Genomic DNA, 22,180 nt, shown 5'->3' with positions numbered 1-22,180 from the left:
ACAGCGACAATCCCCCAGACCGTTTATGACCGCCTCGAAAACGAATGGCGCCAGATGCGCGAAACCGGCTCCCAGCCGAAGCCGGCGCAATCTCCGAAGAAATAATATCGACCAGACGCCCGAAATCGGGCGTTCATAGTGCCTCACTTTTCTTCTCCCCGCCGGGGAGAAGATGGCCCGAAGGGTCAAATCAGGGGGCAAGCTCTTGGCATCTTTCCACTCTTCCAGCACAACTTGACCGTGGCCCCCTCATCCGGCGCTACGCGCCACCCTCTCCCCGGCGGGGAGAAGAAACAGGCGGTAACCGCTCGACGGTTAATTGGCTCTCATTGGTGGAAGCCACAGTCATCGACCTCACATCCCCCGCACCTTCGGTTCACTCACAACCATGGTCGTCAGCGCCGTGATCGCCCAGACGAGCGCATCCAGCCGGTCCGGCGAGCGCCCGGATGACAGGCCATCAGGTCCGAAATCCGTCATCTGGTCCTCCAGCTTTTCAAACCGGGCGGCGTGGCACACCCTGCCCTGCTCGTAGAGCGCGGCGACGGGCTCGGCGCGGGCGAATTTGCCGCGGCTGGCGCGTACCAGTGTCAGCGGTAGATTGGCGTCGATGCTCTGCAGCATCGCCCGCACCATTTCGCCCCCCTGATTGACCTCGGCCACCACCCGGTCTGCCTCATGGCGACGGAAGGCGGCAACGACGGCGCGCGCCCAACCGGCTGGCGTTTCACTCTCGACCGAACAATCCGCAAGCACCGCAAGACGCCCGGATATGCCGAGCCCTGCCACGACGATGCCGCAGCAGGAATTCTCGCCCACCCCGGCAGGCGGATCGACCGCCACGACGATCCGCGCAAGCGGCTCGTGCGCGGCATCGACGATCGCCTCCAGATCGGCGCGTTTCCACAACGCGCCCTCCCGTTCATCGATCAGCTCACCGCCAATTTCCTGACGTCCCAGGCGCGTGCCGCCGTAACGCTCCTGCATGGCCTTCAGAAAACCGGGCGAGAGATTGCCCGCATTCATCGCCGTCGGCATCCTCGCCACCCGGCTCGAAGGGTCGGAGAGAAGCGCCTTCAGCAGCGGAATCGGCCGCGGCGTGGTGGTCACCAATTGTCGTGGCGCTTCGCCGAGACGCAGGCCGAATTGCAGCATGTCCCAGGTTTCCTGCGGATATTTCCATTTGCCGAGCTCATCCGCCCAGGCCATGTGGAATTGCGGACCGCGCAGGCTTTCCGGGTCTTCAGAAGAAAACACCTGCGCCATTGCCCCGTTGGGCCAGATAAGCCGGCGGCGCGACACTTCGAAGGATGGGCGATGGCGGCGGGCAATGCGGCAGATGCCGGAGATGCCGTCGATCATCACCTCGCGGGCGTCACCCAGCGTTTCCGCAACGAGCGCGATGCGCAGATCGGAATGCTTGCCGGCGGAAGCGACGGCGTGCACCCATTCGGCGCCCGCACGGGTCTTGCCGGAGCCGCGTCCGCCGATCAGCAGCCATGTCCGCCAGTCGCCCTGCGGCGCCTGCTGCGGCCGGTTACCGATGAAACGCCAGTCGCGCAAAAGGTTGAAGACCTGTCCGTGCAAGCGGGCTTCCGTCAAGAATTCTGCCATGCCTCAGTCCGACCCCAGCGCAGCGGCGGATGCAGCGATCGCCTCCAGCCTCTCGCGGCATTTCTGCTCGGCCAGCTCGTCAATGCGGTTGAGGAAATGCGCCACCGCCGCCTGATAATCTTCGGTATCGGTTTCATCCTCGCCCATAAGCGCCTGCCGCTCCTCTGCCAGCACCCGCTGCAGGGCGTCGATCCGTTCCAGGGTGCGGACGATGAGCGACAGCTGATCCGTTGCGATTTTCACGTCAGCGCGCGCCTGCTTGGCCGCCGCATCGTCGGCCTCCGGCAATAGCCCCGCTTCTCCCGCCTCCCGCAGATTGCGGTACATGGAGAATTGCTCGCGCATCTCCACCGTCAGTTCGTTCAGCAATTGTCGCAGACTGCCGTTGCGGGCCGCATCCTCCGCCGCCAGCCTGTCGGACCGCGATTTGGTTTCGGGGGCAACTTCCGCCGTGTTCTCACCCGCATATGCGGACCTGTCCGGCCAGGCTCCATAGAGCGCCGGGTCGCAATTGTGAGAACCTGTCATGGGATTGGCCTGCGAGCAAATGATGGGTTAATCAGAAGCGCTAAAGGGGCAAAACCGCCTGTCAGCCGCAAATCTCCGACCGTAAACAAACACTATCAAACCACCGTCACGCTGTAAAGGATTATTTTCCTATTACCTTGATTTTTATCCTACCAACAGCATTTGCGCCCGTCCACGCCCCATATTACACTCACGCCGCAAGGATGAGAGAAGAGGGAAAGTCAAGTTGGTGAAACAATGGGTTGAGCGGTTGTTTGCAGGTCTTTCGGCAACCGGCATCGTCTTTGGCACGATTCTCTTCTGCGCTTCCCTCACACCCTCTCTTCTGCCGCGTACATGGCTGATGCAAGGCGTTTTGTGCGGCTTTTCCTTCGCCATCGGTTACATGATCGGCGTCGCCCTGCATTCCATCTGGACCTATCTGGAACTGCCGGAACCCTCGCGTCACAATGTCCGCGGCGTTCGGTTTCTTATCGCGCTCGCCGCTGCGATTACAGCGATTGCATTCCTGTGGCAGGCGAAGGACTGGCAGAATTCGATCCGGATATTGATGGAGCTTGATCCGCTGCCCAGCGCCCATCCCACCAAGACCGGCAGCCTTGCCGTGCTGGTCGCGGCCCTCCTCATCGGCGCCGGCCGGCTTTTCCAGCTCATCCGCCGGTTCTTTGCCACCCGTAGCCGCCATTACCTGCCGCGCCGGCTCGCCAATGTTCTCGGCATCGCCGCCGCCATCGTGCTGTCATGGATGCTGCTGAACGGGTTGATCTTCGATATCGGCCTGAGATTTGCCGATTCCTCGCTGAAACAGGTGGATTCGCTGATCGAGCCTGACGTGCCGCGACCGTCGGATCCGCTGAAAACCGGCAGCAGCGCCTCGCTGATGACGTGGGAATCGCTTGGCCGACGCGGCCGGGAATTCGTTGCGGAAGGGCCGGCTGAAGCACAGATTTCCGCTTTCACCCATCGCCCGGCCAAGGAGCCGCTCAGGGTCTATGCGGGCCTGAATTCCGCCTCTACCCCCGAAGCGCGGGCCTCCCTGGCGCTGGAGGAGCTGAAGCGCGTCGGCGGTTTCGAACGCAAGGTACTGCTCGTCGTCATTCCCACCGGCACCGGCTGGGTCGATCCGGAAGCGCTCGATACGGTGGAATATCTGCATGATGGCGATATCGCCAGCGTCGCCGTGCAATATTCCTATCTCTCCAGCTGGATCGCGCTGCTGACCGAACCGGATTACGGCGTTGAGACCGCACGCGCCCTGTTCGAAGCCATCTATGGCTACTGGACCACATTGCCGAAGGAAACGCGGCCGAAGCTTTATCTGCATGGTCTCAGCCTCGGTTCGCTCAATTCACAGAAATCCTCCGATCTCTATGATGTGCTGTCAGACCCGTTCCAGGGCGCCCTGTGGAGCGGCCCGCCCTTCTCCAGCCCCACCTGGCGCATGGCGACCAATGGCCGGGTGAAGGGCACGCCGGAATGGCTGCCGCGCTTCCGCGATTCCTCGGTGATCCGCTTTGCCAACCAATATACGACAGCGCATATGCCCGGTGTGGACTGGGGTCCAATGCGGATCGTCTATCTGCAATATGCCAGCGACCCCATCACCTTCTTCGAGGCCGCTTCGCTTTACCGACGGCCGCAATGGATGGTACATCACGGCCCTGACGTTTCGACGTCCTTCCGCTGGTTCCCGGTGGTCACCCTGCTGCAACTTGGCCTCGATGTCGCCGCTGCGACTACGGCGCCGATGGGTTATGGCCACGTCTACGCGCCGGAACATTACATCGACGCATGGATGGAGGTAACCCAGCCGCAGGGCTGGAATGCGGAGGATATCCAGCGGTTGAAGATGTTCTTCAAGGCCCGCCGCGGCTCTACCGATCCGGCGTGAGCGCGACGGGCCCGCTTGCGGCCTCAGCCCTTCAGCTGCTCCAGATTGTCGGCGATATAGGTCTCCAGCGAACGCGGCGCGTGGCCGGTCAGCGTTTCCACGTCGCCGGTCACCACGGCCGTCCAGCCTTCACGCACGGGATAGAAGATCGAGGCGAGGAAGGACGCGTAGTCCTGCGGCACGCCGGCGCCGGTGAGAATGCCGATGAAGACCTCATCCGAAACGGCGCTATAAGAGACCGGCTTGCCGATCGCCTGCGAAATCATCGCGGCCGCTTCGCCATAACCGAGCGCCTTCGGGCCCGTGAGGTTGAAGGCCTTGCCGTCGAAGGCGTCAGACGTGAGCGCTGCGGCGGCACTGTCGGCGATATCGCGAATATCGATGAAGCTCGACTTGCCCTCGCCGGCCGGCACGGCGATCTGTCCGTGGTCGATGCCCGCCTTCCAGTAGCTGTGGAAATTATCGGCGAACCAGTTAGGGCGCAGGATGATGTAAGGCGTACCGGACGCGATGATTTTCAACTCGATCTGGCGATAGGGAATGGAATCGTCGGCATCGACACCGAGGACACTGAGGAACACGATCTTCACCTTGCGGCGCGCGGCCTCCTCGACAACGGGCGTCAGCGCGTCGATGGCATCCAGACGCCCGCTGGCAAGAAGCAGGAACATGCGGTCAACGCCGTCGAAGGCATCCGCATAGGTCGATGCGTCGGTATAATCGAAACGCACGCCTTCCGCGCCATCCGACGGATTGCCGCTGCGCGAGGCCGCCTTCACGCTTTCGCCCTTGGCGACGAGCGCCTCGACCAGCGGTGTGCCGATGGTGCCGGTGGAACCAATTACAAGTATCTTGCCTGCCATCTCAAATCTCCTTAGTATCTAATGGAAACCATGTTTCGAAAACACAGGTACTGCGTTTGCGAAATCATGAAAAGAGAGCACTTTTCGGTTATCTGGTTTCCTTGCGGAAACCGGCATGGCCTTGAAACAACAGGGTGAAATCGATGGCAAATGTCTATGACGTTTATGAGGACCGCTGCCCGACACGCATGGTGCTGGACAGGATCGCTGACAAATGGGCGCTGTTGATCCTTGACAAGCTGCGGCGCGATCCCGTGCGCTTCAACCTGTTACGGCGAGAGATCAAGGGCATATCACAGAAGGTGCTGTCGCAGACGCTGAAGAAGCTGGAGCGTGACGGGCTGATTTCCCGGCAGGCCTTTCCGACGGTTCCTGTCACCGTCGAATATTCGCTGACGCCGCTGGGGCGCACGCTGACGGACACGGTGGCAGCACTCGCCCATTGGGCGGAAGGCAATATTGATGCGGTGATGGCGGCGCAGAGGGCTTACGATGAGCGGGCGGTGGTTTAAATTGAGGCGCGGCATACCCATACGTCCCTCATTCCTGTGCTTGCCACAGGAATCCAGCCAGCCCAAGTCCTTGGGCTGAAAGGGCTATTCTCGCCGCGCAGACGCGCATCGGCTGGATCCCTGTGACAAGCACAGGGATGAGGAGGAGAGAGCGTACGGAATAACAGTCAGCGCTGCGCCTACCGCGCGCGCCGCCCCCCCTACCGCGAAATCCGCGTCGACAGAATGATTGACGACAACGTGCGCTCCACACCGTCCAAGGCGCCGATACGATCGATCAACCGGTCGAGATCGAGGATCGAAGGGGCGGCCAGAATGGCGATCAGGTCAAATGTACCGCTCACCGAATGCAGTGTCGTCACTTCCTTGATGGCGGCAAGCGCCGCCGTCACCGCCGGCAGCGCCTTCGGCCCGATGGTGATGAGCACATGCGCGCGCACCAGCCCGGAAAGATAGCTTTCCGAAAGCCTCAAGCCATAACCCGCAATCACGCCGTCGGCCTCCAGCCGCTCGATGCGCGCCTGCACCGTGGTCCGCGAAAGGCCGAGCTTGCGCGCCAGTTCCGCCACCGGCACGCGTGCATTTTCGGAAAGCAGGGCCAGCAGCGCCCGATCCTTTTCTGCGATCGTCATAATGATTAATCCAGTCGTCTTATCGTCCAATAATAGACTTTAATATGCACATAGTGAAGCTTCGAATCGTAATATAACCGCAATATGATTGTGCCCTAAGAATTTTTCTGCGGGGAACAAAAACATGAAAAACATTGTCGTCATCGGCGCGGGTAATATCGGTTCGGCCATCGCCTGGATGCTGGCCGCAACGGGCGATTATCGCATCACGGTCGCCGATCGCTCGGCCGACCAGCTGGCCAATGTGCCAGCACATGAGCGGGTCGACACCGAGATCGTCGACATCACTGACCGCCCGGCGCTCGAAGCACTGCTGAAGGGCAAATTCGCCGTGCTTTCGGCCGCCCCCTTCCACCTGACGGCGGGTATTGCCGAAGCGGCGGTCGCGGTCGGCACCCATTATCTCGATCTCACCGAAGACGTGGAATCCACCCGCAAGGTCAAGTCCTTGGCGGAAACGGCGGAAACCGCGCTCATCCCGCAATGCGGCCTCGCGCCCGGCTTCATCTCCATCGTCGCCGCCGATCTCGCCGCCCGCTTCGACAAGCTGGACAGCGTGAGGATGCGCGTCGGCGCGCTGCCGCAATATCCGTCCAATGCGCTCAACTACAACCTCACCTGGAGCACGGACGGGCTGATCAACGAGTATATCGAACCCTGCGAAGCCATCGTCGAAGGCCGCCTCACCGCCGTTCCGGCGCTTGAAGAACGCGAGGAATTCTCACTCGACGGCGTCACCTATGAGGCCTTCAACACGTCAGGCGGGCTCGGCACGCTCTGCGCCACGCTGGAAGGCAAGGTGCGGACGATGAATTACCGCACCATCCGTTATCCTGGCCATGTGGCGATCATGAAGGCGCTTCTGAACGACCTCAACCTGCGCAATCGCCGTGATGTGCTGAAGGACCTGTTCGAAAACGCCCTGCCCGGCACCATGCAGGATGTGGTCATCGTCTTCGTCACCGTCTGCGGTACTCGCAACGGTCGCTTCCTGCAGGAAACCTATGCCAACAAGGTCTATGCCGGCCCGGTTTCCGGCCGCATGATGAGCGCCATCCAGATCACCACGGCGTCAGGCATCTGCACGGTACTCGATCTGCTCGCGGAAGGCACACTGCCTCAGAAGGGCTTCGTGCGGCAGGAGGAAGTGGCACTGCCGAAATTCCTAGAAAACCGGTTTGGCCGGTATTATGGCGCACACGAGCCGCTGGCGCGGGTTGGGTGATTTGAGGGCACAGCATGGCCGCCGGTTTCTTCTCCCCGCGGGGGAGAAGGTGGCCCGAAGGGTCGGATGAGGGGGCAACGTTGCCGGATATATTTGCCGTGGCCCCCTCAACCCGCTGCCGCGGACTTCTCCCCCTCGGGGAGAAGAAACAAGTGGCACCTGCTCGCTTCACGTTGAGGGTCCGTTGCTTACGTCCCGCAAAACGTCCGAAACACCCGCTCATGGCTCATCGGCGGCTGCATGTAGACAAAGTTGTCCGGCCGCTCCTCGAAGGGCGTCGCAATCGCCTTCAGCATGGCGTGAAAGGGCTCGAAATCATCCTCCTCCACTGCCGCCTCGATCAATTCTTCGATGCGGTGGTTGCGCGGTATGACGGCCGGATTGATGGAAAGCATTGCCGCTGATCTTTCGGAATCGGAAATCCCTTCGCGACCGGCTCGTTCCCGCCAACGGGCGAGAAATCCGTCAGCGCCCTCGATATCGATGAACATGCCGCGGAATGGCTCAGCGTCGCCATTGACGGCATGGGAAAGACGCCGGAAGGTCAGCGTGTAATCCGCTTCCGATGCCTGCATCAGCGCCAGCAGCGACTGCACCAGATCCATATCGCCCTCCTCCTCGGTCGTCAGACCCAGTTTTTCGCGCATGCCGGTGAGCCAGCGTTTGGGAAATGAGGCGGCGAAATCGGCGAGAACGGCGTTGGCGAGTTCGGCGGCTTTATCCACTTGCGGATCAAGCAGCGGCAGCAGGCATTCCGCCAGTCTGGCGATATTCCATTGCGCTATGCCCGGCTGGTTGTTGTAGGCGTAGCGGCCCTGCGCGTCGATGGAGGAAAACACCTTGTTGGGGTGGTATTCATCGAGGAAGGCGCAGGGGCCGAAATCGATGGTCTCGCCGGAAACGGCCATATTGTCGGTATTCATCACGCCGTGGATGAAGCCCACCATCATCCAGCGGGCGATGAGGTCGCATTGCCGTTCAGCGATACCACGCAACAAGGCAAGGTACGGATTGCCTGCCTGTTTTGCCTCGGGAAAATGGCGGTCGATCACATAGTCTGCGAGATTCCTGATCGCCTCGTCATCCTCGCGCGCGGCGAAAAACTGGAAGGTGCCCACGCGGATGTGGCTTGCCGCGACGCGGGTAAAGACACCGCCCGGCAGCCCGACTTCACGCTGCACCCTGTCCCCGCTGAGCACGGCGGCAAGCGCTCGTGTGGCGGGAATGCCAAGCGCATACATCGCCTCCGAAACGATATATTCGCGCAAAACCGGACCAAGGGCGGCGCGGCCGTCACCCCTGCGCGAAAACGGCGTCGGGCCGGAACCCTTCAGCTGGATATCCCGCCGTTTGCCGTTCGCATCGATTACCTCACCGAGAAGAATGGCGCGGCCATCGCCCAGTTGCGGCACGAAACCGCCAAACTGGTGGCCGGCATAGGCCATGGCCAGCGGCTCCGCCCCCTGCGGCACGACATTGCCGGAAAAGATCGCCGCCAGCCTGTCATTATCAAGGCCGGCCACATCGAGAAGGAGTTCATCGGCCAGCTCGCGATTGAAGGCGATGAGGCGCGGCGCCTTCACCGGTGTCGGCAGCACGGCGGCGCTGAAGCGTTCCGGCAGGCGGGCATAGGAATTGTCGAATTTCATCACGGATAAACTCCCTGCTTTTGCCCCTATATGGGGTCGAAAGGCGAGAGATGCGAGTGATAAATGCCGCGCTACCGCCATCATCTCATTCAATTTTGCACAATGAACTTTCCCGCGCCATCATCGTTCCTATGCTTGACCCGCAGAATGCCGAACGGAAAGGAAAAGCAATGACCGTCGTTGAAGCCGTAAACTCCGAACCGGAAAGCGCGATCCGCACCATTCACACCGATCTGCCCGTCAACGCTACCTTCCATGTCTGGCTGAAGGCGAAAAAAGATGCCGAGCCGGGCGCCGTCTCCTTTTCCAATCAGAACGGAAAATTCGCTGAAGTTTCAAGCGTCAACACGGAAGAGTTCGGTTTTCGAATCTACCAGGTTTTTGGCGGCGGCCATGTGGAGCTCAGTTACGATACGGTGACGACAGCCGTCTCCGTCATCTACTGGTTCACCGCTTCCGATGTGCTGGAAACCGGCATTACCGTCGTCCATACCAAACCGGACAATGCCGCGCCCGAGCTGCCCGGCAGCTATCATTTCCGGCCGCCCTTCGGCTGGATGAACGACCCGAACGGCTTTGGGCGCTTCGAGGGTCGGCCGCATCTGTTCTATCAGCATTATTCGCACGGGCTGCGCTGGAACACCATGCATTGGGGCCATGCCGTCTCCTCCGATTATCTGCGCTGGCGGCACCTGCCGATCTTCCTTTTCCCGTCAGAGGACCTGACGACGCGGCCGGACAAGCGCGGCGGCGCCTATTCCGGGTCGACCATTCCGCTGGTCGAAGGCACCGGCATCCGCGTCTTCTTCACCGAACAGGTGCAGGACCGTATTCCCGAACAGCAGATACAGCTGACCGCCACCTCTTCCGATCTCATCATGGCCGGCCAGGCAGAGGTCATTCTGGGCCACAGGCCGGACGGACAGGGGTTGACGCCGGATTTCCGCGATCCGTATGTCTTTCGTGGTCCCGATGGCTTATGGAAAATGGTGCTCGGCAGCCAGAGCGATGGCGGCGGCGTCATTCTGCTTTACGAGACGCTTGATCCCACGGCCGCATCGGGCTGGACTTATGTCGGCAAGCTATGGGTGGAGACACGTTATAAAACCACCGCCATCGAATGCCCCTGCCTTCTGCCGCTCGACGGCCCGGCCAATGCCCGCTCCACCCGCTGGGTGTTGATCTACGGGCTGATGCATTCAGAGGACCCGGAGACCGGCCGCAAGAACCTGACCATGGCCGATGTCGGCTGGTTTGACGGCAAGGCCTTCACCAAGGAATCCGGGCAGGAGCTGGATTTCGGCACCGATAATTACGCGTTTCAGGCGTTTCTGGATGGCGACAGCATCATCGGCATGGGCTGGCTCGCCAATTGGGCGGATGCCAATCCCGAGATCGATTTCCCGACCTCGATGACCTTGCCGCGCCGGATTCATTATGTGAATGGCGAGCTTCTGACCCCACCTATAGGTGCGACGGAAAGCCTTCGCAGCCATATTCTCGACCGCACGCGGCTTGCAGCCGGCGAGCGGGTCACCTTCATCAACGGCGCGGTGGAAATATTGTTCGAGCTTGCCTCTCCCGGCGCGCCCTTCGAACTGGTGTTCGATCATCCGACGGTCAAGCTAGGCGTCGTCTCCGATGAAACCGGACTATGGATCTGCCATGAGGACGGGCGCGACGGCCCTGCGCCACATTACATCGCCAAGGGAGCCAGAGCATCCCGCATCCGCATCTTTCTGGATTATGGTTCGATCGAAGTCTTCGCCAATCGCGGGCGATATGTGGGCACCAAGCGCATCGAAGGTTTCGAGCCCGTGCGCTCAGCGGTGCTGAAGGCCGCGCCCGGCACGGTGGTGCACGCCACCAGCTGGGCGCTGAAGCCGTGAGGAACCTTTTGGCGGATTGGGCGGTTGATAGATCGAAACCATCCATTCCACGGATAAGGAGAAACGGCATGACCAAAATCCGCGACACCAGCGATCCGATCCTATTTCCGACCGAAGCCAATGAAAACAAGGCGGAGAAGAAGCGCGCCGGCAAGGGTATCATCATCATTATCGGCGCAGTCGCGATCATGGCCTTTGTTGTTTATCTGGCGGCGATCACCATCGCCACCACCCAGTCGTGACCGCGCAGGTGAACAGCCGTTTTTCCTGAAAGGCTCTAGCGGCGTTCGCCCCGCAAACCTCTGGCGGTCATGATAGCGAGAAGCGATACCACCACACCCAGCCCATAAAGATAAAGCATCGGCATCGTCACATCCGCACGCTCGATCTGCACGACAAGATCGGTCGCGGCGGCGACGGTGCCGCTGGCGCCTGCACCGGCCGCAGAACCGAGCGTCGCGACCGTGGGCAGCAGTGCGCCTGTCATCTTGCGCTCCTGTTCCGGTGCCGCCTCTATGGCCGCCTGGCTGATACCGGCCCACGACATGCCGAAGGCAGAGCCTATCAGCACCTGCCCGAGCAGCATCTCCCCCCAATTGCCCGTCGCAAGCCCAAGCCCCAGCAGCACGCAGCCCGGCAGCATCTGGTAAGGGCCGTAATGCAGGCAGATTTCCCGCAGGCGGTCGGAGCGCAGGCTACCGATCAACATCGCCACGAAGCTCCACGCAAGTGGCATGGTCACGACGATGAAACCGGCGAAAGTCGGCTCATGCTGCCACAGATTGATGGCGACATAAGCGAGATAGACGCTGCCCAGCGCGTGGGCATAGGACATCAGAAACAGCACCCAGAAGCCGCTGCCGAGCACCGTCTTCAGCCGGAACGAATCCTTCGGAAACAGGCCGGAGGACGGCTGGACGCCTGCCCGCAGGGAGGCCCACAACAATGCAGCGCCCGCGAGCAGGGAGATCGCCCGCAGGCTTGCATCCTCAAAGGCGGAGGGCGCGGAAAAGGCCAATGCGCCGACAAGGCAGAGCAGCAGCGGCACCAGCGGCTTGCGTGTGGCAGCCACCGGCCGCTCCGCAGAGACGGCGACAACCGTATAGACCATGAGCACAAGGATCAGCGGCGCCGACAGCAGGAAGGTGGCGCGCCAGGAAATGTGCTGGGTGGCGAAACCGCCGGTCAGCGGACCGATGAAAGAGGCCACTGCCCAGATCGCCGCCTCGATGGCAAAGACCTTCGGCAACAGTCCGGAGCGGAACCCGGCGGGAATGAGACTATAGCACACCGCAACGATCAGCCCGTCCGCCACGCCCTGCAGCGCCCGGCCGATGACCACCCATAAAAAATTGCCGGCGATTGCCGAAAGAACGGAGCCGAAGGAGAAGATGAGGCAGCACAGCAGCAGGACGCCACGCGCGCCGAAACGTTCGCGGAACAGCACTGCAGTGACCCCGCCCGCGACGGAACCGACGAAATAAAGACTGTAAGCCCAGCTATAAAAGGCGGCGCCGCCGATTTCGTTGACGGCTACGGGCAAGGCCGTCACGACAGCAAACTGATTAAAGGCGTGCAAGCCGATACCGGAGGAGATGACGGTCAGAAGCGAGAGGTTCGCCCCGCTCAGCAATTCGCCCCAGCCGTTTTTCTCCACCATTTCCATACTCGACAAAGCCGTATCCTTTCCATTTTTTGGGGTACGGCGGGCAAACTAGAACCTCAAGCACCATTGAGGTCAAGACGGCTTTTCACGTTATTTGGTCTGAAGCAATTCTCGCACGGCAGGAACCCTCCGCGCCTCCGTTCGTTTGCCGAGAACCGACAGAAAGGACACCGTCATGGACCGCGAAAAAATCCTGCCCCCTAACGAAGACGCCATGAACGAGGATCTGCTCGATCTCGACGTCGACGCCCTTCCCGCCAAGGGAGAGATTCCGCAATCCATCGAACGGGAAATCGAGGAAGAGGAAGCCGAGAGCGAGGACGACCCCTATCAGGAAAGCGACGAGGCCCTTCCCGACGACGCGGAGGAACGGGTGATCAACCGCAATCCCTCGCGCGAGGGCGGCGCATTCGACGAGGTTTAACCGCTTGTCAGGCCGGATGCGAGGCGTTTCAACATGTGGCGCTGATGATCCTGCCCACCAAAGAAGATGGCGAGAACGCGTAAGGTCTTCTCGCCGTCATCAACATCGAAATAAAAGATCGCCTGATTTTTCGTGACCCGACGAAGGCCTGGCAACAGTTCAGGCATCAGTGTCCCCTGAAACGGTGCATTGCCGAGGGTTTGCATATCCGCTTCAATAGCGCCGATGCGCAGAACCGCCCGCTCGAATGCCTCCGGCAGCGTGTCGCCAAGGCTGCGATAGGATTGAACGAGATGGTCGAGAATGAGGCCAAGATCCTGATCCGTCTGCGTCGAACGCAGGACCTTAAAGACCATGGCTGGCCTTCCTGGCCGCTATCATCGCCGCAGTTCTGTCCTTGCCGTCCTTGAGCGAGACGAACTCCCCTTCACCACGCTCGGCCAGCAGGTCGCGAAGCGCAGCAAGTTCGGCATCCTTCAACTCCGTTTCCTGCCGAAGCAGTTCCAGCCCACGCTGGACGACCGCACTGAGGCTGGCATAACGCCCCTCCTCAACCAGCCTGCGCGCAAAGCTGACCTGCTGATCGGAAATTGAGACTGACGCCTTGACGGACATTGGTATACTGCTTTCAAAGAAAAAATGATGCTGCCCAGTAGCACATCTTTCCTTTTCATTCCAGCATCGAGTTACCTCACCCCGCCCGTTCAGGCGTGTAACCGGCCTCGCGGATCGCTTCCTCCGCGGTTGCGGCGTCACCCGTTACCGTGAGCCTATGCGTGGAAAGATCGATATTGACGGCGGCGTCGGGAAGGACGTCCGAAATTGCGCCGCGCAGGGTCTTTTCGCAATGGCCGCAGGTCATGTCCGGGATGAGGAAGGTGGTTGTACTCATGATTTCTCCTTTTGGTCAGCGCCGATTCGCACCGGCTTTCTTTCAGTGGGTTCTGGCGGGCTTGCCGTCTGCCTTGTCGGCACCCGCGAGATCGTCGAGGATCGGGCAATCGGGCCTATGGTCGCCGCCGCAGCAATGAGCGAGATGTGACAGCGTTTTCACCATGCTCTTCATCTCGGCGATCTTCTGCTCGAGATCGGCGATATGGACGAGTGCTATTTCTTTCACCGCCGAACTCTCACGGCTCTTGTCCTGCCAGAGTTTCAGCAGCGTATCGGTTTCTTCCAACGAGAACCCGAGCGTGCGCGCCCGTTTGATGAAGCGCAGGTTGTGGACATCCTGCTCTCCATAGACGCGGTAATTATTGCCGGTGCGCGCGGCGGGCGTGATAAGCCCGATCTGCTCGTAATAGCGGATCATCTTGGTGGAGACGCCCGATGCCTCCGATGCCTGGCCGATATTCATGCCGTCACCTCCCTGTGTGCAACCTTCACCCGCTTCAACCGCAGCGCATTGGCGAGAACAAAGACGCTGGACAGCGCCATCGCACCTGCACCAATCATCGGCGACAGTGTGATGCCGAAGGCGGGATAAAGCACGCCCGCCGCAACCGGTATCAGCGCCACGTTGTAACCAAAGGCCCAGAACAGGTTTTCCTTGATGTTGCGCATGGTCGCACGGCTCATCTCGATGGCGTTAACCGCGCCAAGAAGATCGCCGCCAACCAGGACCACATCGGCGCTTTCAATGGCGACATCCGTGCCGGTGCCGACGGCAATGCCGATATCGGCCTCTGCCAGTGCCGGCGCGTCATTGATGCCGTCACCGACGAAGGCCAGCACCTTGCCGCCTGCGCGCATCTCGTGGATCGCCTTCACCTTGCCCTCGGGCAGCACTTCGGCCACCACGCGGGAAATGCCGACCTGCCGGGCTATGGCGTTTGCCGTACGCTCATTGTCGCCCGTCACCATCGCCACTTCGATGCCCATCGCCTGCAATGCCTTGATGGCGGCGATACTTGAGGGCTTTAGCGGATCGGCGACGGCGATCGCAGCCGCCAGCCTGCCGTCGATGGCGGCATAAAGCGGCGTCTTGCCTTCGTCACCCAGCCTTGCGGCGGCTTCACCGAAGATACCCACGGAATGGCCGAGTTTGGCCATGTAACGATCCGCTCCGACCTCGACCTTGCGGCCATTGACGGTGGCAGCGATACCGTAACCCGGGACGCTTTCGAAGTTTTCGATCGTTGCAGGTTCGAGTCCTGCAGGGGTCGCCACCTTCTTTTCCTCCGCAGCCCTGACGATGGCTTCGGCGATCGGATGTTCCGAGCGGCCCTCGACGGCGGCGACCAGCGCCAGCACTTCGTTATCGGCAAATCCTTCCGCAACCACCAGATCGGTCAGTTCCGGACTTCCCTTGGTGACGGTGCCGGTCTTGTCGACCACGACGATCTCAGCCGAGCGCAGTTCCTGCAGGGCCTGTCCCTTGCGGAACAGCACGCCCAGCTCCGCCGCCTGGCCGGTGCCGACCATGATGGATGTCGGCGTGGCGAGACCCATGGCGCAGGGGCAGGCGATGATGAGCACCGCGACCGCATTGACCAGCGCGAAAGTATAGGCAGGCTCGGGACCGAAGATCGCCCAGACGACGAAGGTCAGCACCGCAATCGCAATGACGACGGGCACGAACAGCGCGGTAACACGGTCGACCAGCAGCTGGATCGGCAGCTTGGAGCCCTGCGCCTCCTCCACCATGCGGATGATCTGCGCCAGCATGGTATCGGCGCCCACCTTGGTCGCCCGGAACTTGAAAGCACCTGTTTTGTTGATGGTGCCGCCGACGACCGCTGCGCCGACCTTCTTTTCCACCGGCAAGGGTTCGCCTGATATCATGGATTCATCGACATAGGACGAACCTTCGACGACTTCACCATCCACCGCCAGCCTCTCGCCGGGACGGATGACGATGATATCGCCCATCACCAGATCGTCAGGGGAAATATCGATGGTGGCACCATCGCGCTCTACGCGGGCGGTCTTCGCCTGCAGGCTCATCAGCTTGCGGATGGCGTCTCCCGTGCGGCCGCTGGCGCGGGCTTCAAGAAGCCGGCCGGTCAGGATCAGCGTCACGATGACGGTTGCCGCTTCATAATAAACGAACTGCGCTTCTGCCGGCAGCAGATCGGGCGCGAAGGTCGCCACGACGGAATAGAGATAGGCCGCACTAACGCCCAGCGCCACCAGCGAGTTCATTTCCGGCGTTCCGCGCAGCAGGGCCGGAAAACCGGTCTTGAGGAAGCGCAGACCCGGGCCGAAAATCACCGCCGTCGCCAGCACGAAATAGATGTAATAGAGGTTCTGCGTGTCGATGATGCCCATCAGCCAGTGATGCATCGGCTCATAGAGATGGCCGCCCATTTCCAGCACGAAAAGCGGTGCCGTCAGGATGGCGGCGATCGTCAGGTCGCGTTTCAGCGCGCCCTCTTCGCCCGCATGGTGCATATGGTCATGGCCGCCACTTTCACCGGCCGCCGCCATCTCGCTGTGGCCGTGATGATGCCCCTCGTGCTTGTTGTAGTCTTGATGCGCGGAATGGTCGTGCGGCTTTGGTGTCGCCAATGCAAAGCCGGCAAGTTTTGCCGTTTCCACCAGCGCGTCCCGTTCACGCCGGCCGCCGATCGTCTCCACAGCGGCCTTGCCGGCTGCGGTATCGACAGTCGCGTTAATGGTGGTTGCGACGGCTTCCAGAACGGCCTTCAACCGCGCCGCATCCGCGTCGCTGTGCAGACCTTCGACGGTAAATTCATGCCGATCCGGTGCAATATCGTAACCCACCTTTTTGATGGCAGCGCCAAGCGTTTTGGCCGAAAAACCTTCAGCCGGCTCGACGGTGAGCTTCTTCGTGGCGAAGTTCACGGAACTCGACGCAACGCCCGGCACCTTGGCCGCGGCCGTTTCCACCCGCCGCACGCAGGAGGCGCAGGTCATGCCCTCGACGGGCACGGAGACCGGTTGATTTGGGTGGGCGTGTCTGACTGTCTCGTTCATGGGAAATCCCCTTTCGAGACCCTATGTAGGGCTTCCCATGATGGGAAGGTCAAGGGAAGAAGAAATTTTTTGCCGCAAACAAAATCGTGAACGACGCCGCCAGCCACAGAACGATGAATATGGCAGCAGCGACGCGGCTGACGGGACGTGATTGCGCGGCCGCGGCCGCCAGCCGATGCTCCGCCAGCAGTGGCGGCGGCACAAGACGTACCGCAACGAGGATGCCGAGCGGGACGATGACGAGATCGTCTAGATAGCCGATAAGGGGAATGAAATCCGGGATGAGATCGATCGGTGACAGCGCATAGGCGGCGACCAGCATCGCCACCACTTTGGCCAAAAGCGGCGTACGGGGATCGCGTGCGGCAAGATAGAGGGCGTGAACGTCACGCTTGATGGATTTCGCCCATCGCTTGAGTTTTTCCAGCATGGGAAAGTCCCTGAAACATCCGGCCTGCGGATCCTATGCGTCATTCGCCAAGGCTATGCAAGCAGCTCTACGACACCACGCGCCTGGCGAGATAAATCGTTGCCCCGCCGCATTGCGGATCGTTGACGACGTGGTCCAGAAGCCGGAATCCGTGCGTGGCCAGCAGGCTTTCGTAATCTTCACGCGCGAGGCTGGCGTGATAAAGCGGCTTGCCCTGAAAGGTACCGATTGCTTCACCTCGCTCCGGCCCGGCGGTGAACATCAGGGCCGCACCTTCATTGGCATGCCGGCGGAAGATACCGAACATCAAACGCTGGTCCTCGGCACTCAGATGGAAAAAACTGTGCCAGGCGATCAGCCCATCGAAGCGACGGCCAAGGGCCAGTTCGCGCATATCGGCAACGGCCCAGAGGTTTTCCGGAAAGCGACTGCGGCAAAGTTCGATCAGCGGCGGAGACGAATCGATGCCCGTGAGGTCATAACCGTTGGAGATGAAATAACCGGCAATCGGCTCACCCGAACCGCAGCCTATATCGAGAATGGAGCCGCCATCGGGCAAAAGCGAGGTGAACCTGTCAAGCCAGGGTTTTTCCACAAGGGAACGACCGCGCTGATTGTCGAAATCAGCACCGTGCTTCGTGTAGAGCTTGATGACATCGCGAGAGGCATCCGACATATGTTGATGTCCTTTCCCGTGTGAGGGCCGTCGCCTACCGATGCACCGCCAGCCGCGGGATATCGCGCAGGAAGGCATCGCGCACGGTTGGACCGAGCGGTTCGTTCGAGGGTTTGTCGGAAACACGCAGCCTTGCGAAGACGATATGCTGGCCTTCACGCTCCGCCCAGCCAACGAACCAGCCGAAGGGGCGATTGCGATCGGGATTGCCCTTTTCGTCGCGCATGTAGCCGGTTCCGGTCTTGCCGTGTACGGCCCAGCTTTCCGGCGCATCGAAAACCGGCACGATGGCGCGTGTCTTCGCCTGCGCATCGCGGGAGAAAGGCAGATTGCCGGCAAGCAACCGGCGAAGGAAACCGACCTGCTCCACCGGCGAGATGGTGAGCGACGCCCCCAGCCAGGAGTGGGTGAGTCCATTATTCTTGCCCGGCTCACCCGAAACATCGGCATTGCCGTAACCGAGGCGTTTCACATAGGCGGTGAATTTTTCCGGGCCGAGGCGGCGGGTGATTTCGCGCGAATACCACAGCACCGAATCCTGCTCCCAGATGGTCGGGTCGACCGTCTTGCGGTCGACGGCGCGCGCCTCCGTGCCGGGTTTCCAGTCCCAGGCAGGCGACTTCGCGTCCTGCAGTATGCCGGCATCGTAACCGATCAGCGCCAACGGCACCTTGAAGGTGGAGGCCGGTGCAACGCGCTGGTCGCAGGCGCCCTGCTGGTTGATGATGGCGCCGGTCTCGATTGATGTGACCAGCGTGCATTCGAAGGCCTGGGGCTGTTGCTGGGCGTCAGCGGAAAACGGCAGGAGCCCCGGAAGGGCAAGGCATGAAAGAAAGATGGCGGGCAGCCGATAGCGCATGCGTTTTGATGTCCCTCGTCCGCTTTTGCGGATCAATTGCCGGAATGACCGGAAGCTGTCTTTGATCTCAGACAAGTCGTGGCCCGAAACCGTGACACGCTTTCGGATGACATGCCTTTAGGAGGCTGATGGGGCAGGAATAGGACCAAAACGAAAATTGCCGTTTTCCGTCAGGTCCGTTCTTTTTCGCCCGCCCTCTCGCCGACCGTCAGCGGCCAGTCGACCACATAATCCTCGAAGTCGTCAACATCCACATCGGCCTCGCTGACGGTGCGGCCGCGGGCGGAAATGCCCGCCTGATGCACCGTTTCGGTATCGCCGGAGACGAGATAGTGCCACCAGTAGAGATCCTTGCCGTCTCGCACCAGCGCATAGGCGCAGGTGGGCGGCAGCCAGCCGATTTCATGCACCTTCTTCAGGTCCAGCTGAATACAATCAGGCACGGTGGCGCGGCGGTTTTCATAGTCGGAGCATCGACAGCTCTCACCGTCGAGCAGCACGCAGCGGACCGAGGTAAACACCACTTCGCCGGTGTCCCAGTCCTCCAGCTTGTTCAGACAGCACAAGCCGCAGCCGTCGCACAGGCTTTCCCATTCCTCACCGGTCATCTCGGTCAGCGATTTGGTTTTCCAGAACGGCGCGTCATTCATCGTTAACATTTCCGTTTCATTTTGATCACTTGGACGGGAGTGTTTAACCGGTCCCTAATCCTTTATATCGTATCGCCAAGGGCTGGTTTGTACGATATTTTAGCATATTGGCAGGCGGCAGAGCGGTCATTGGCCCGCGAAAGGCCGCCACGTCAAGCACTTCCGACATAACCATGCCACGGTTTTGCGTCGGGAATGGGTTGAAGCGCAGAATATCGATGACCGCGTTGCGTTGAACAGGAAAACATCGCCAGGTGCAGGAAGAAAAAGACGATAAAAAAGGCCGTAAAAAACGGCACATCCTGCTCCGGATCGATAGCTTCATCGATAGCGGCCTGTGGACGGCTGCCGCAAGGCTGGTGGATTTCTGGGAAGACGTCACCATCGCCTCGCGCAAGCTGCATGTGCGCGGATGGAAGAAACTTGTCGTCAACCTGACCTGTGATGCGCTGACCTTCGGAACGGCAGGATCGGTCGTGCTTCTGGCGCTCGCCATGCCCGCTTTCGAGGAAACCAAGAAGGACTGGCGTTATCGCGGCGATTTCGCCGTCACCTTCCTCGACCGTTACGGCAACACCATCGGCCATCGCGGCATCATCCATGAAGACAGCGTGCCGATCGATCAGATGCCCGACCATTTCATCAAGGCGGTTCTGGCGACTGAAGACCGGCGTTTCTTCGAGCATTTCGGCATCGATTTCATCGGCCTTGCCCGCGCCATGAGCGAAAACGCCCGCGCCGGCGGCGTGGTGCAGGGCGGCTCGACGCTGACGCAGCAGCTCGCCAAGAACCTGTTCCTCACCAATGAGCGCTCGCTGGAGCGCAAGATCAAAGAAGCCTTCCTCGCGCTGTGGCTCGAGACCAACATGTCGAAGAAGGAAATTCTCAGCCTCTATCTCGACCGGGCTTATATGGGCGGCGGCACATTCGGTGCTGCTGCGGCGGCGCAGTTTTATTTCGGCAAGAACCTCACCGATGTGACGCTTTCCGAATCCGCCATTCTGGCCGGCCTGTTCAAGGCGCCGGCCAAATATGCGCCGCATGTCAACCTGCCCGCCGCGCGTGCCCGCGCCAACACCGTGCTATCCAACCTGGTGCAGAGCGGGCTGATGACCGAGGGCCAGGTGATCGGCGCGAGGCGCAACCCTGCCACCGTCGTCGACCGCGCCGATGTAAAGGCACCGGATTATTTCCTCGACTGGGCTTTTGACGAGGTGCAGCGGCTGGCCGCCGAAGGCAAATTTAAAGACCACACCGTCGTCGTGCGCACCACCATCGATACCGGCCTGCAGCAAGCGGCCGAGCAGGCGATGGAAATGGAGCTGCGCGAATATGGTGAGGGTTATCGCGTCAAGCAGGGCGCGATGGTGATGATTGAAAACGGCGGCGGCGTGCGCGCCATGGTCGGCGGCCGGGATTATGGCGAAAGCCAGTTTAACCGCGCCACGGCGGCCCTGCGCCAGCCCGGCTCCTCCTTCAAGGTCTATACCTACTCGGCCGCCATGGAAAAGGGCATGAAGCCGGACACGCTGATCTCGGATGCGCCGGTGACCTGGCGCGGCTGGTCGCCGCAGAATTACGGCCGCTCCTATGCCGGCAAGGTGACGCTGCAGGTGGCGCTCGCCAAGTCCTACAATACCGTTCCCGTGCGGCTGGCCAAGGACGTGCTCGGCACGCAGGTGATCGTCGATACCGCCAAAGCGATGGGCGTGGCGACGCCACTGCGCACCGACAAGACCATTCCGCTCGGCACCTCCGAAGTGACGGTTCTCGATCAGGCCACCGCCTATGCCGTTTTCCCCGCCGACGGCATGCAGTCTCGCCGCCACGGCATCGAGCAGGTGCTGGATTACGAGGGCAAGGTTCTCTACGATTTCAACCACGACGAGCCGCCTGCCAAGCGCGTGCTTTCGCAGGAAGCCAATTCCAAGATGAACCAGATGCTGGTGACGATCCCGGTCATGGGCACGGCCCGGCGTGGCGCGCTCGACAACGGCATCGTCTCCGGCGGCAAGACCGGCACCTCGCAGGCCTATCGCGACGCTTGGTATGTGGGCTTTACCGGCAATTACACGACGGCTGTCTGGTTCGGGAATGACGAGTTCACGCCGATGAACAACATGACCGGCGGCGCGCTTCCGGCCATGACCTATAAGCGACTGATGGATTATGCCCATCAGGGCATGGAGCTACGCCCTATCCCCGGCATCCAGAACCCGCTGCCAACGGGTGCGCGCCCGCAACCCTCGGCGCAGGTCGCTGCCGCATCCGCCAACACCCCCGCCATGCCGGCGCTTACCCGCCCCCGCTCACTCTCCGCCGAGGCAACGCGTGTGATCCGCTCGATTGCACAGAAGATGAAGGAAGCCACGGCGCTGAGCGTGACGACGCAAAAGGTGGCAGATGCTACGGTGCGGGATGGCAGGGACGAGACCGGGCGGCGCTAAGGAATATGCCTTGAAGGGACCACGAGTCCCTGACAACTCATGAATTGTCGGCTTTTTGCGAGTTTTTTTAACAATCTTGAGTTGTTTAGCTATCCAAATGTTTTCTCCGCCTCCAAGGCCGAAAGATAAGGGTTGACGCATCGCCATCCACCTGTCGCAACCACGCATAAATAGTATTTTATTGAAATTCCTGTCAACTTTCCTTTCCATCGGACGCTTGGGATGGGCGATAAGCCGCAATATTCTTTTTACACCCAAAGATTGAATGGACCGCGCCGACCAATTC

General features: G+C 60.8%; 22 protein-coding genes. 7 read left to right on the top strand and 15 right to left on the bottom strand.

All coding sequences use genetic code 11. From position 1 onward, the window contains the following. Positions 1-354 precede the first annotated feature (354 nt). Together ACFVTJ_RS07725 and ACFVTJ_RS07720 are read right to left on the bottom strand one after the other, a co-directional pair. Positions 355-1,614, bottom strand: coding sequence for a DNA-packaging protein (locus ACFVTJ_RS07725; RefSeq protein ID WP_386906092.1), 1,260 nt, complete (start codon positions 1,612-1,614; stop codon positions 355-357). A gap of 3 nt (positions 1,615-1,617) precedes the next feature. Then, entirely contained in the window at positions 1,618-2,142 is a 525-nt protein-coding gene (locus tag ACFVTJ_RS07720; RefSeq protein ID WP_386906090.1) for a hypothetical protein, read from the bottom strand. A 250-nt stretch (positions 2,143-2,392) separates the two neighbouring features. On the opposite strand from ACFVTJ_RS07720, the gene ACFVTJ_RS07715 reads away from it, so the two are divergent. After that, positions 2,393-4,033, top strand: a complete 1,641-nt coding sequence (locus ACFVTJ_RS07715; protein WP_386906902.1) for an alpha/beta hydrolase — start codon at positions 2,393-2,395, stop codon at positions 4,031-4,033. Between the two features lie 23 nt (positions 4,034-4,056). Here ACFVTJ_RS07715 and ACFVTJ_RS07710 read toward each other — a convergent pair whose 3' ends face one another. Beyond that, complete coding sequence (locus ACFVTJ_RS07710) at positions 4,057-4,896, bottom strand: SDR family oxidoreductase (protein WP_386906088.1); 840 nt, start codon at positions 4,894-4,896, stop codon at positions 4,057-4,059. Between the two features lie 143 nt (positions 4,897-5,039). Here ACFVTJ_RS07710 and ACFVTJ_RS07705 point away from each other — a divergent pair, with 143 nt between their 5' ends. Further along, positions 5,040-5,408, top strand: coding sequence for a winged helix-turn-helix transcriptional regulator (locus tag ACFVTJ_RS07705; RefSeq protein WP_386906086.1), 369 nt, complete (start codon positions 5,040-5,042; stop codon positions 5,406-5,408). Between the two features lie 200 nt (positions 5,409-5,608). Here ACFVTJ_RS07705 and ACFVTJ_RS07700 read toward each other — a convergent pair whose 3' ends face one another. Then, positions 5,609-6,040: an Lrp/AsnC family transcriptional regulator gene (locus ACFVTJ_RS07700; RefSeq protein ID WP_280799607.1), complete on the bottom strand. Its 432-nt coding sequence runs from the start codon at positions 6,038-6,040 to the stop codon at positions 5,609-5,611. 124 nt (positions 6,041-6,164) lie between these two features. Between ACFVTJ_RS07700 and ACFVTJ_RS07695 the strand changes: the two genes are divergently transcribed. After that, positions 6,165-7,265, top strand: a complete 1,101-nt coding sequence (locus ACFVTJ_RS07695) for a saccharopine dehydrogenase NADP-binding domain-containing protein (protein WP_386906084.1) — start codon at positions 6,165-6,167, stop codon at positions 7,263-7,265. A gap of 188 nt (positions 7,266-7,453) precedes the next feature. On the opposite strand, the gene ACFVTJ_RS07690 is transcribed toward ACFVTJ_RS07695, so the two are convergent. Further along, positions 7,454-8,914 carry a YdiU family protein gene (locus ACFVTJ_RS07690; protein ID WP_386906900.1) on the bottom strand — a complete coding sequence of 487 codons (1,461 nt, stop codon included), beginning with the start codon at positions 8,912-8,914 and terminating at the stop codon, positions 7,454-7,456. 170 nt (positions 8,915-9,084) lie between these two features. Here ACFVTJ_RS07690 and ACFVTJ_RS07685 point away from each other — a divergent pair, with 170 nt between their 5' ends. Next, positions 9,085-10,803: a GH32 C-terminal domain-containing protein gene (locus tag ACFVTJ_RS07685; protein ID WP_386906082.1), complete on the top strand. Its 1,719-nt coding sequence runs from the start codon at positions 9,085-9,087 to the stop codon at positions 10,801-10,803. A gap of 68 nt (positions 10,804-10,871) precedes the next feature. Beyond that, positions 10,872-11,045, top strand: a complete 174-nt coding sequence (locus ACFVTJ_RS07680) for a hypothetical protein (RefSeq protein ID WP_080825533.1) — start codon at positions 10,872-10,874, stop codon at positions 11,043-11,045. A gap of 35 nt (positions 11,046-11,080) precedes the next feature. Here the strand turns inward: ACFVTJ_RS07680 and ACFVTJ_RS07675 are convergent, their stop codons facing one another. Beyond that, positions 11,081-12,469, bottom strand: a complete 1,389-nt coding sequence (locus ACFVTJ_RS07675; protein ID WP_386906898.1) for an MFS transporter — start codon at positions 12,467-12,469, stop codon at positions 11,081-11,083. Between the two features lie 175 nt (positions 12,470-12,644). On the opposite strand from ACFVTJ_RS07675, the gene ACFVTJ_RS07670 reads away from it, so the two are divergent. Further along, positions 12,645-12,893 carry a hypothetical protein gene (locus ACFVTJ_RS07670; protein WP_386906080.1) on the top strand — a complete coding sequence of 83 codons (249 nt, stop codon included), beginning with the start codon at positions 12,645-12,647 and terminating at the stop codon, positions 12,891-12,893. Here ACFVTJ_RS07670 and ACFVTJ_RS07665 read toward each other — a convergent pair. The 9 genes from ACFVTJ_RS07665 to ACFVTJ_RS07625 form a co-directional block, all read right to left on the bottom strand. Continuing rightward, positions 12,890-13,249, bottom strand: coding sequence for a type II toxin-antitoxin system RelE/ParE family toxin (locus ACFVTJ_RS07665; RefSeq protein WP_386906078.1), 360 nt, complete (start codon positions 13,247-13,249; stop codon positions 12,890-12,892). The two genes, ACFVTJ_RS07670 and ACFVTJ_RS07665, sit on opposite strands and share 4 nt — an antisense overlap. Then, a complete protein-coding gene (locus ACFVTJ_RS07660) occupies positions 13,239-13,508 on the bottom strand; it encodes a type II toxin-antitoxin system ParD family antitoxin (protein WP_386906076.1) in 270 nt (89 codons plus the stop codon). Before ACFVTJ_RS07660 ends, ACFVTJ_RS07665 begins: the two co-directional genes overlap by 11 nt. Before the next feature lie 76 nt (positions 13,509-13,584). Then, positions 13,585-13,785 (bottom strand): heavy-metal-associated domain-containing protein, encoded by a 201-nt coding sequence (locus ACFVTJ_RS07655; RefSeq protein ID WP_386906074.1) that lies wholly within the window; start codon positions 13,783-13,785, stop codon positions 13,585-13,587. Between the two features lie 42 nt (positions 13,786-13,827). Then, positions 13,828-14,250, bottom strand: a complete 423-nt coding sequence (gene cueR, locus ACFVTJ_RS07650; protein ID WP_386906072.1) for a Cu(I)-responsive transcriptional regulator — start codon at positions 14,248-14,250, stop codon at positions 13,828-13,830. After that, the gene (locus ACFVTJ_RS07645; protein WP_386906070.1) at positions 14,247-16,832 is read right to left on the bottom strand and encodes a heavy metal translocating P-type ATPase; all 2,586 of its coding nucleotides are present in this window, start codon (positions 16,830-16,832) and stop codon (positions 14,247-14,249) included. The genes cueR and ACFVTJ_RS07645 overlap by 4 nt, the downstream gene beginning before the upstream one ends. Positions 16,833-16,881: 49 nt before the next feature. Beyond that, positions 16,882-17,262: a YkvA family protein gene (locus ACFVTJ_RS07640; RefSeq protein ID WP_386906068.1), complete on the bottom strand. Its 381-nt coding sequence runs from the start codon at positions 17,260-17,262 to the stop codon at positions 16,882-16,884. 67 nt (positions 17,263-17,329) lie between these two features. Beyond that, on the bottom strand, positions 17,330-17,938 hold the full coding sequence (locus tag ACFVTJ_RS07635; protein WP_386906067.1) for a class I SAM-dependent DNA methyltransferase: 609 nt from the start codon (positions 17,936-17,938) through the stop codon (positions 17,330-17,332). Positions 17,939-17,972: 34 nt separating this feature from the next. Continuing rightward, positions 17,973-18,797, bottom strand: a complete 825-nt coding sequence (gene blaOXA / locus ACFVTJ_RS07630; RefSeq protein ID WP_386906065.1) for a class D beta-lactamase — start codon at positions 18,795-18,797, stop codon at positions 17,973-17,975. Positions 18,798-18,967: 170 nt separating this feature from the next. After that, complete coding sequence (locus ACFVTJ_RS07625) at positions 18,968-19,447, bottom strand: YcgN family cysteine cluster protein (RefSeq protein ID WP_003497144.1); 480 nt, start codon at positions 19,445-19,447, stop codon at positions 18,968-18,970. 254 nt (positions 19,448-19,701) lie between these two features. On the opposite strand from ACFVTJ_RS07625, the gene ACFVTJ_RS07620 reads away from it, so the two are divergent. After that, on the top strand, positions 19,702-21,894 hold the full coding sequence (locus ACFVTJ_RS07620) for a transglycosylase domain-containing protein (RefSeq protein ID WP_386906062.1): 2,193 nt from the start codon (positions 19,702-19,704) through the stop codon (positions 21,892-21,894). The last annotated feature ends 286 nt before the right edge of the window (positions 21,895-22,180 follow it).

It is taken from the genome of Agrobacterium sp. NPDC058088, assembly GCF_042885035.1.
In the GTDB taxonomy this organism is placed as follows: Bacteria; Pseudomonadota; Alphaproteobacteria; order Rhizobiales; family Rhizobiaceae; genus Agrobacterium.
This window is presented reverse-complemented; position numbering and strand designations above follow the sequence as displayed.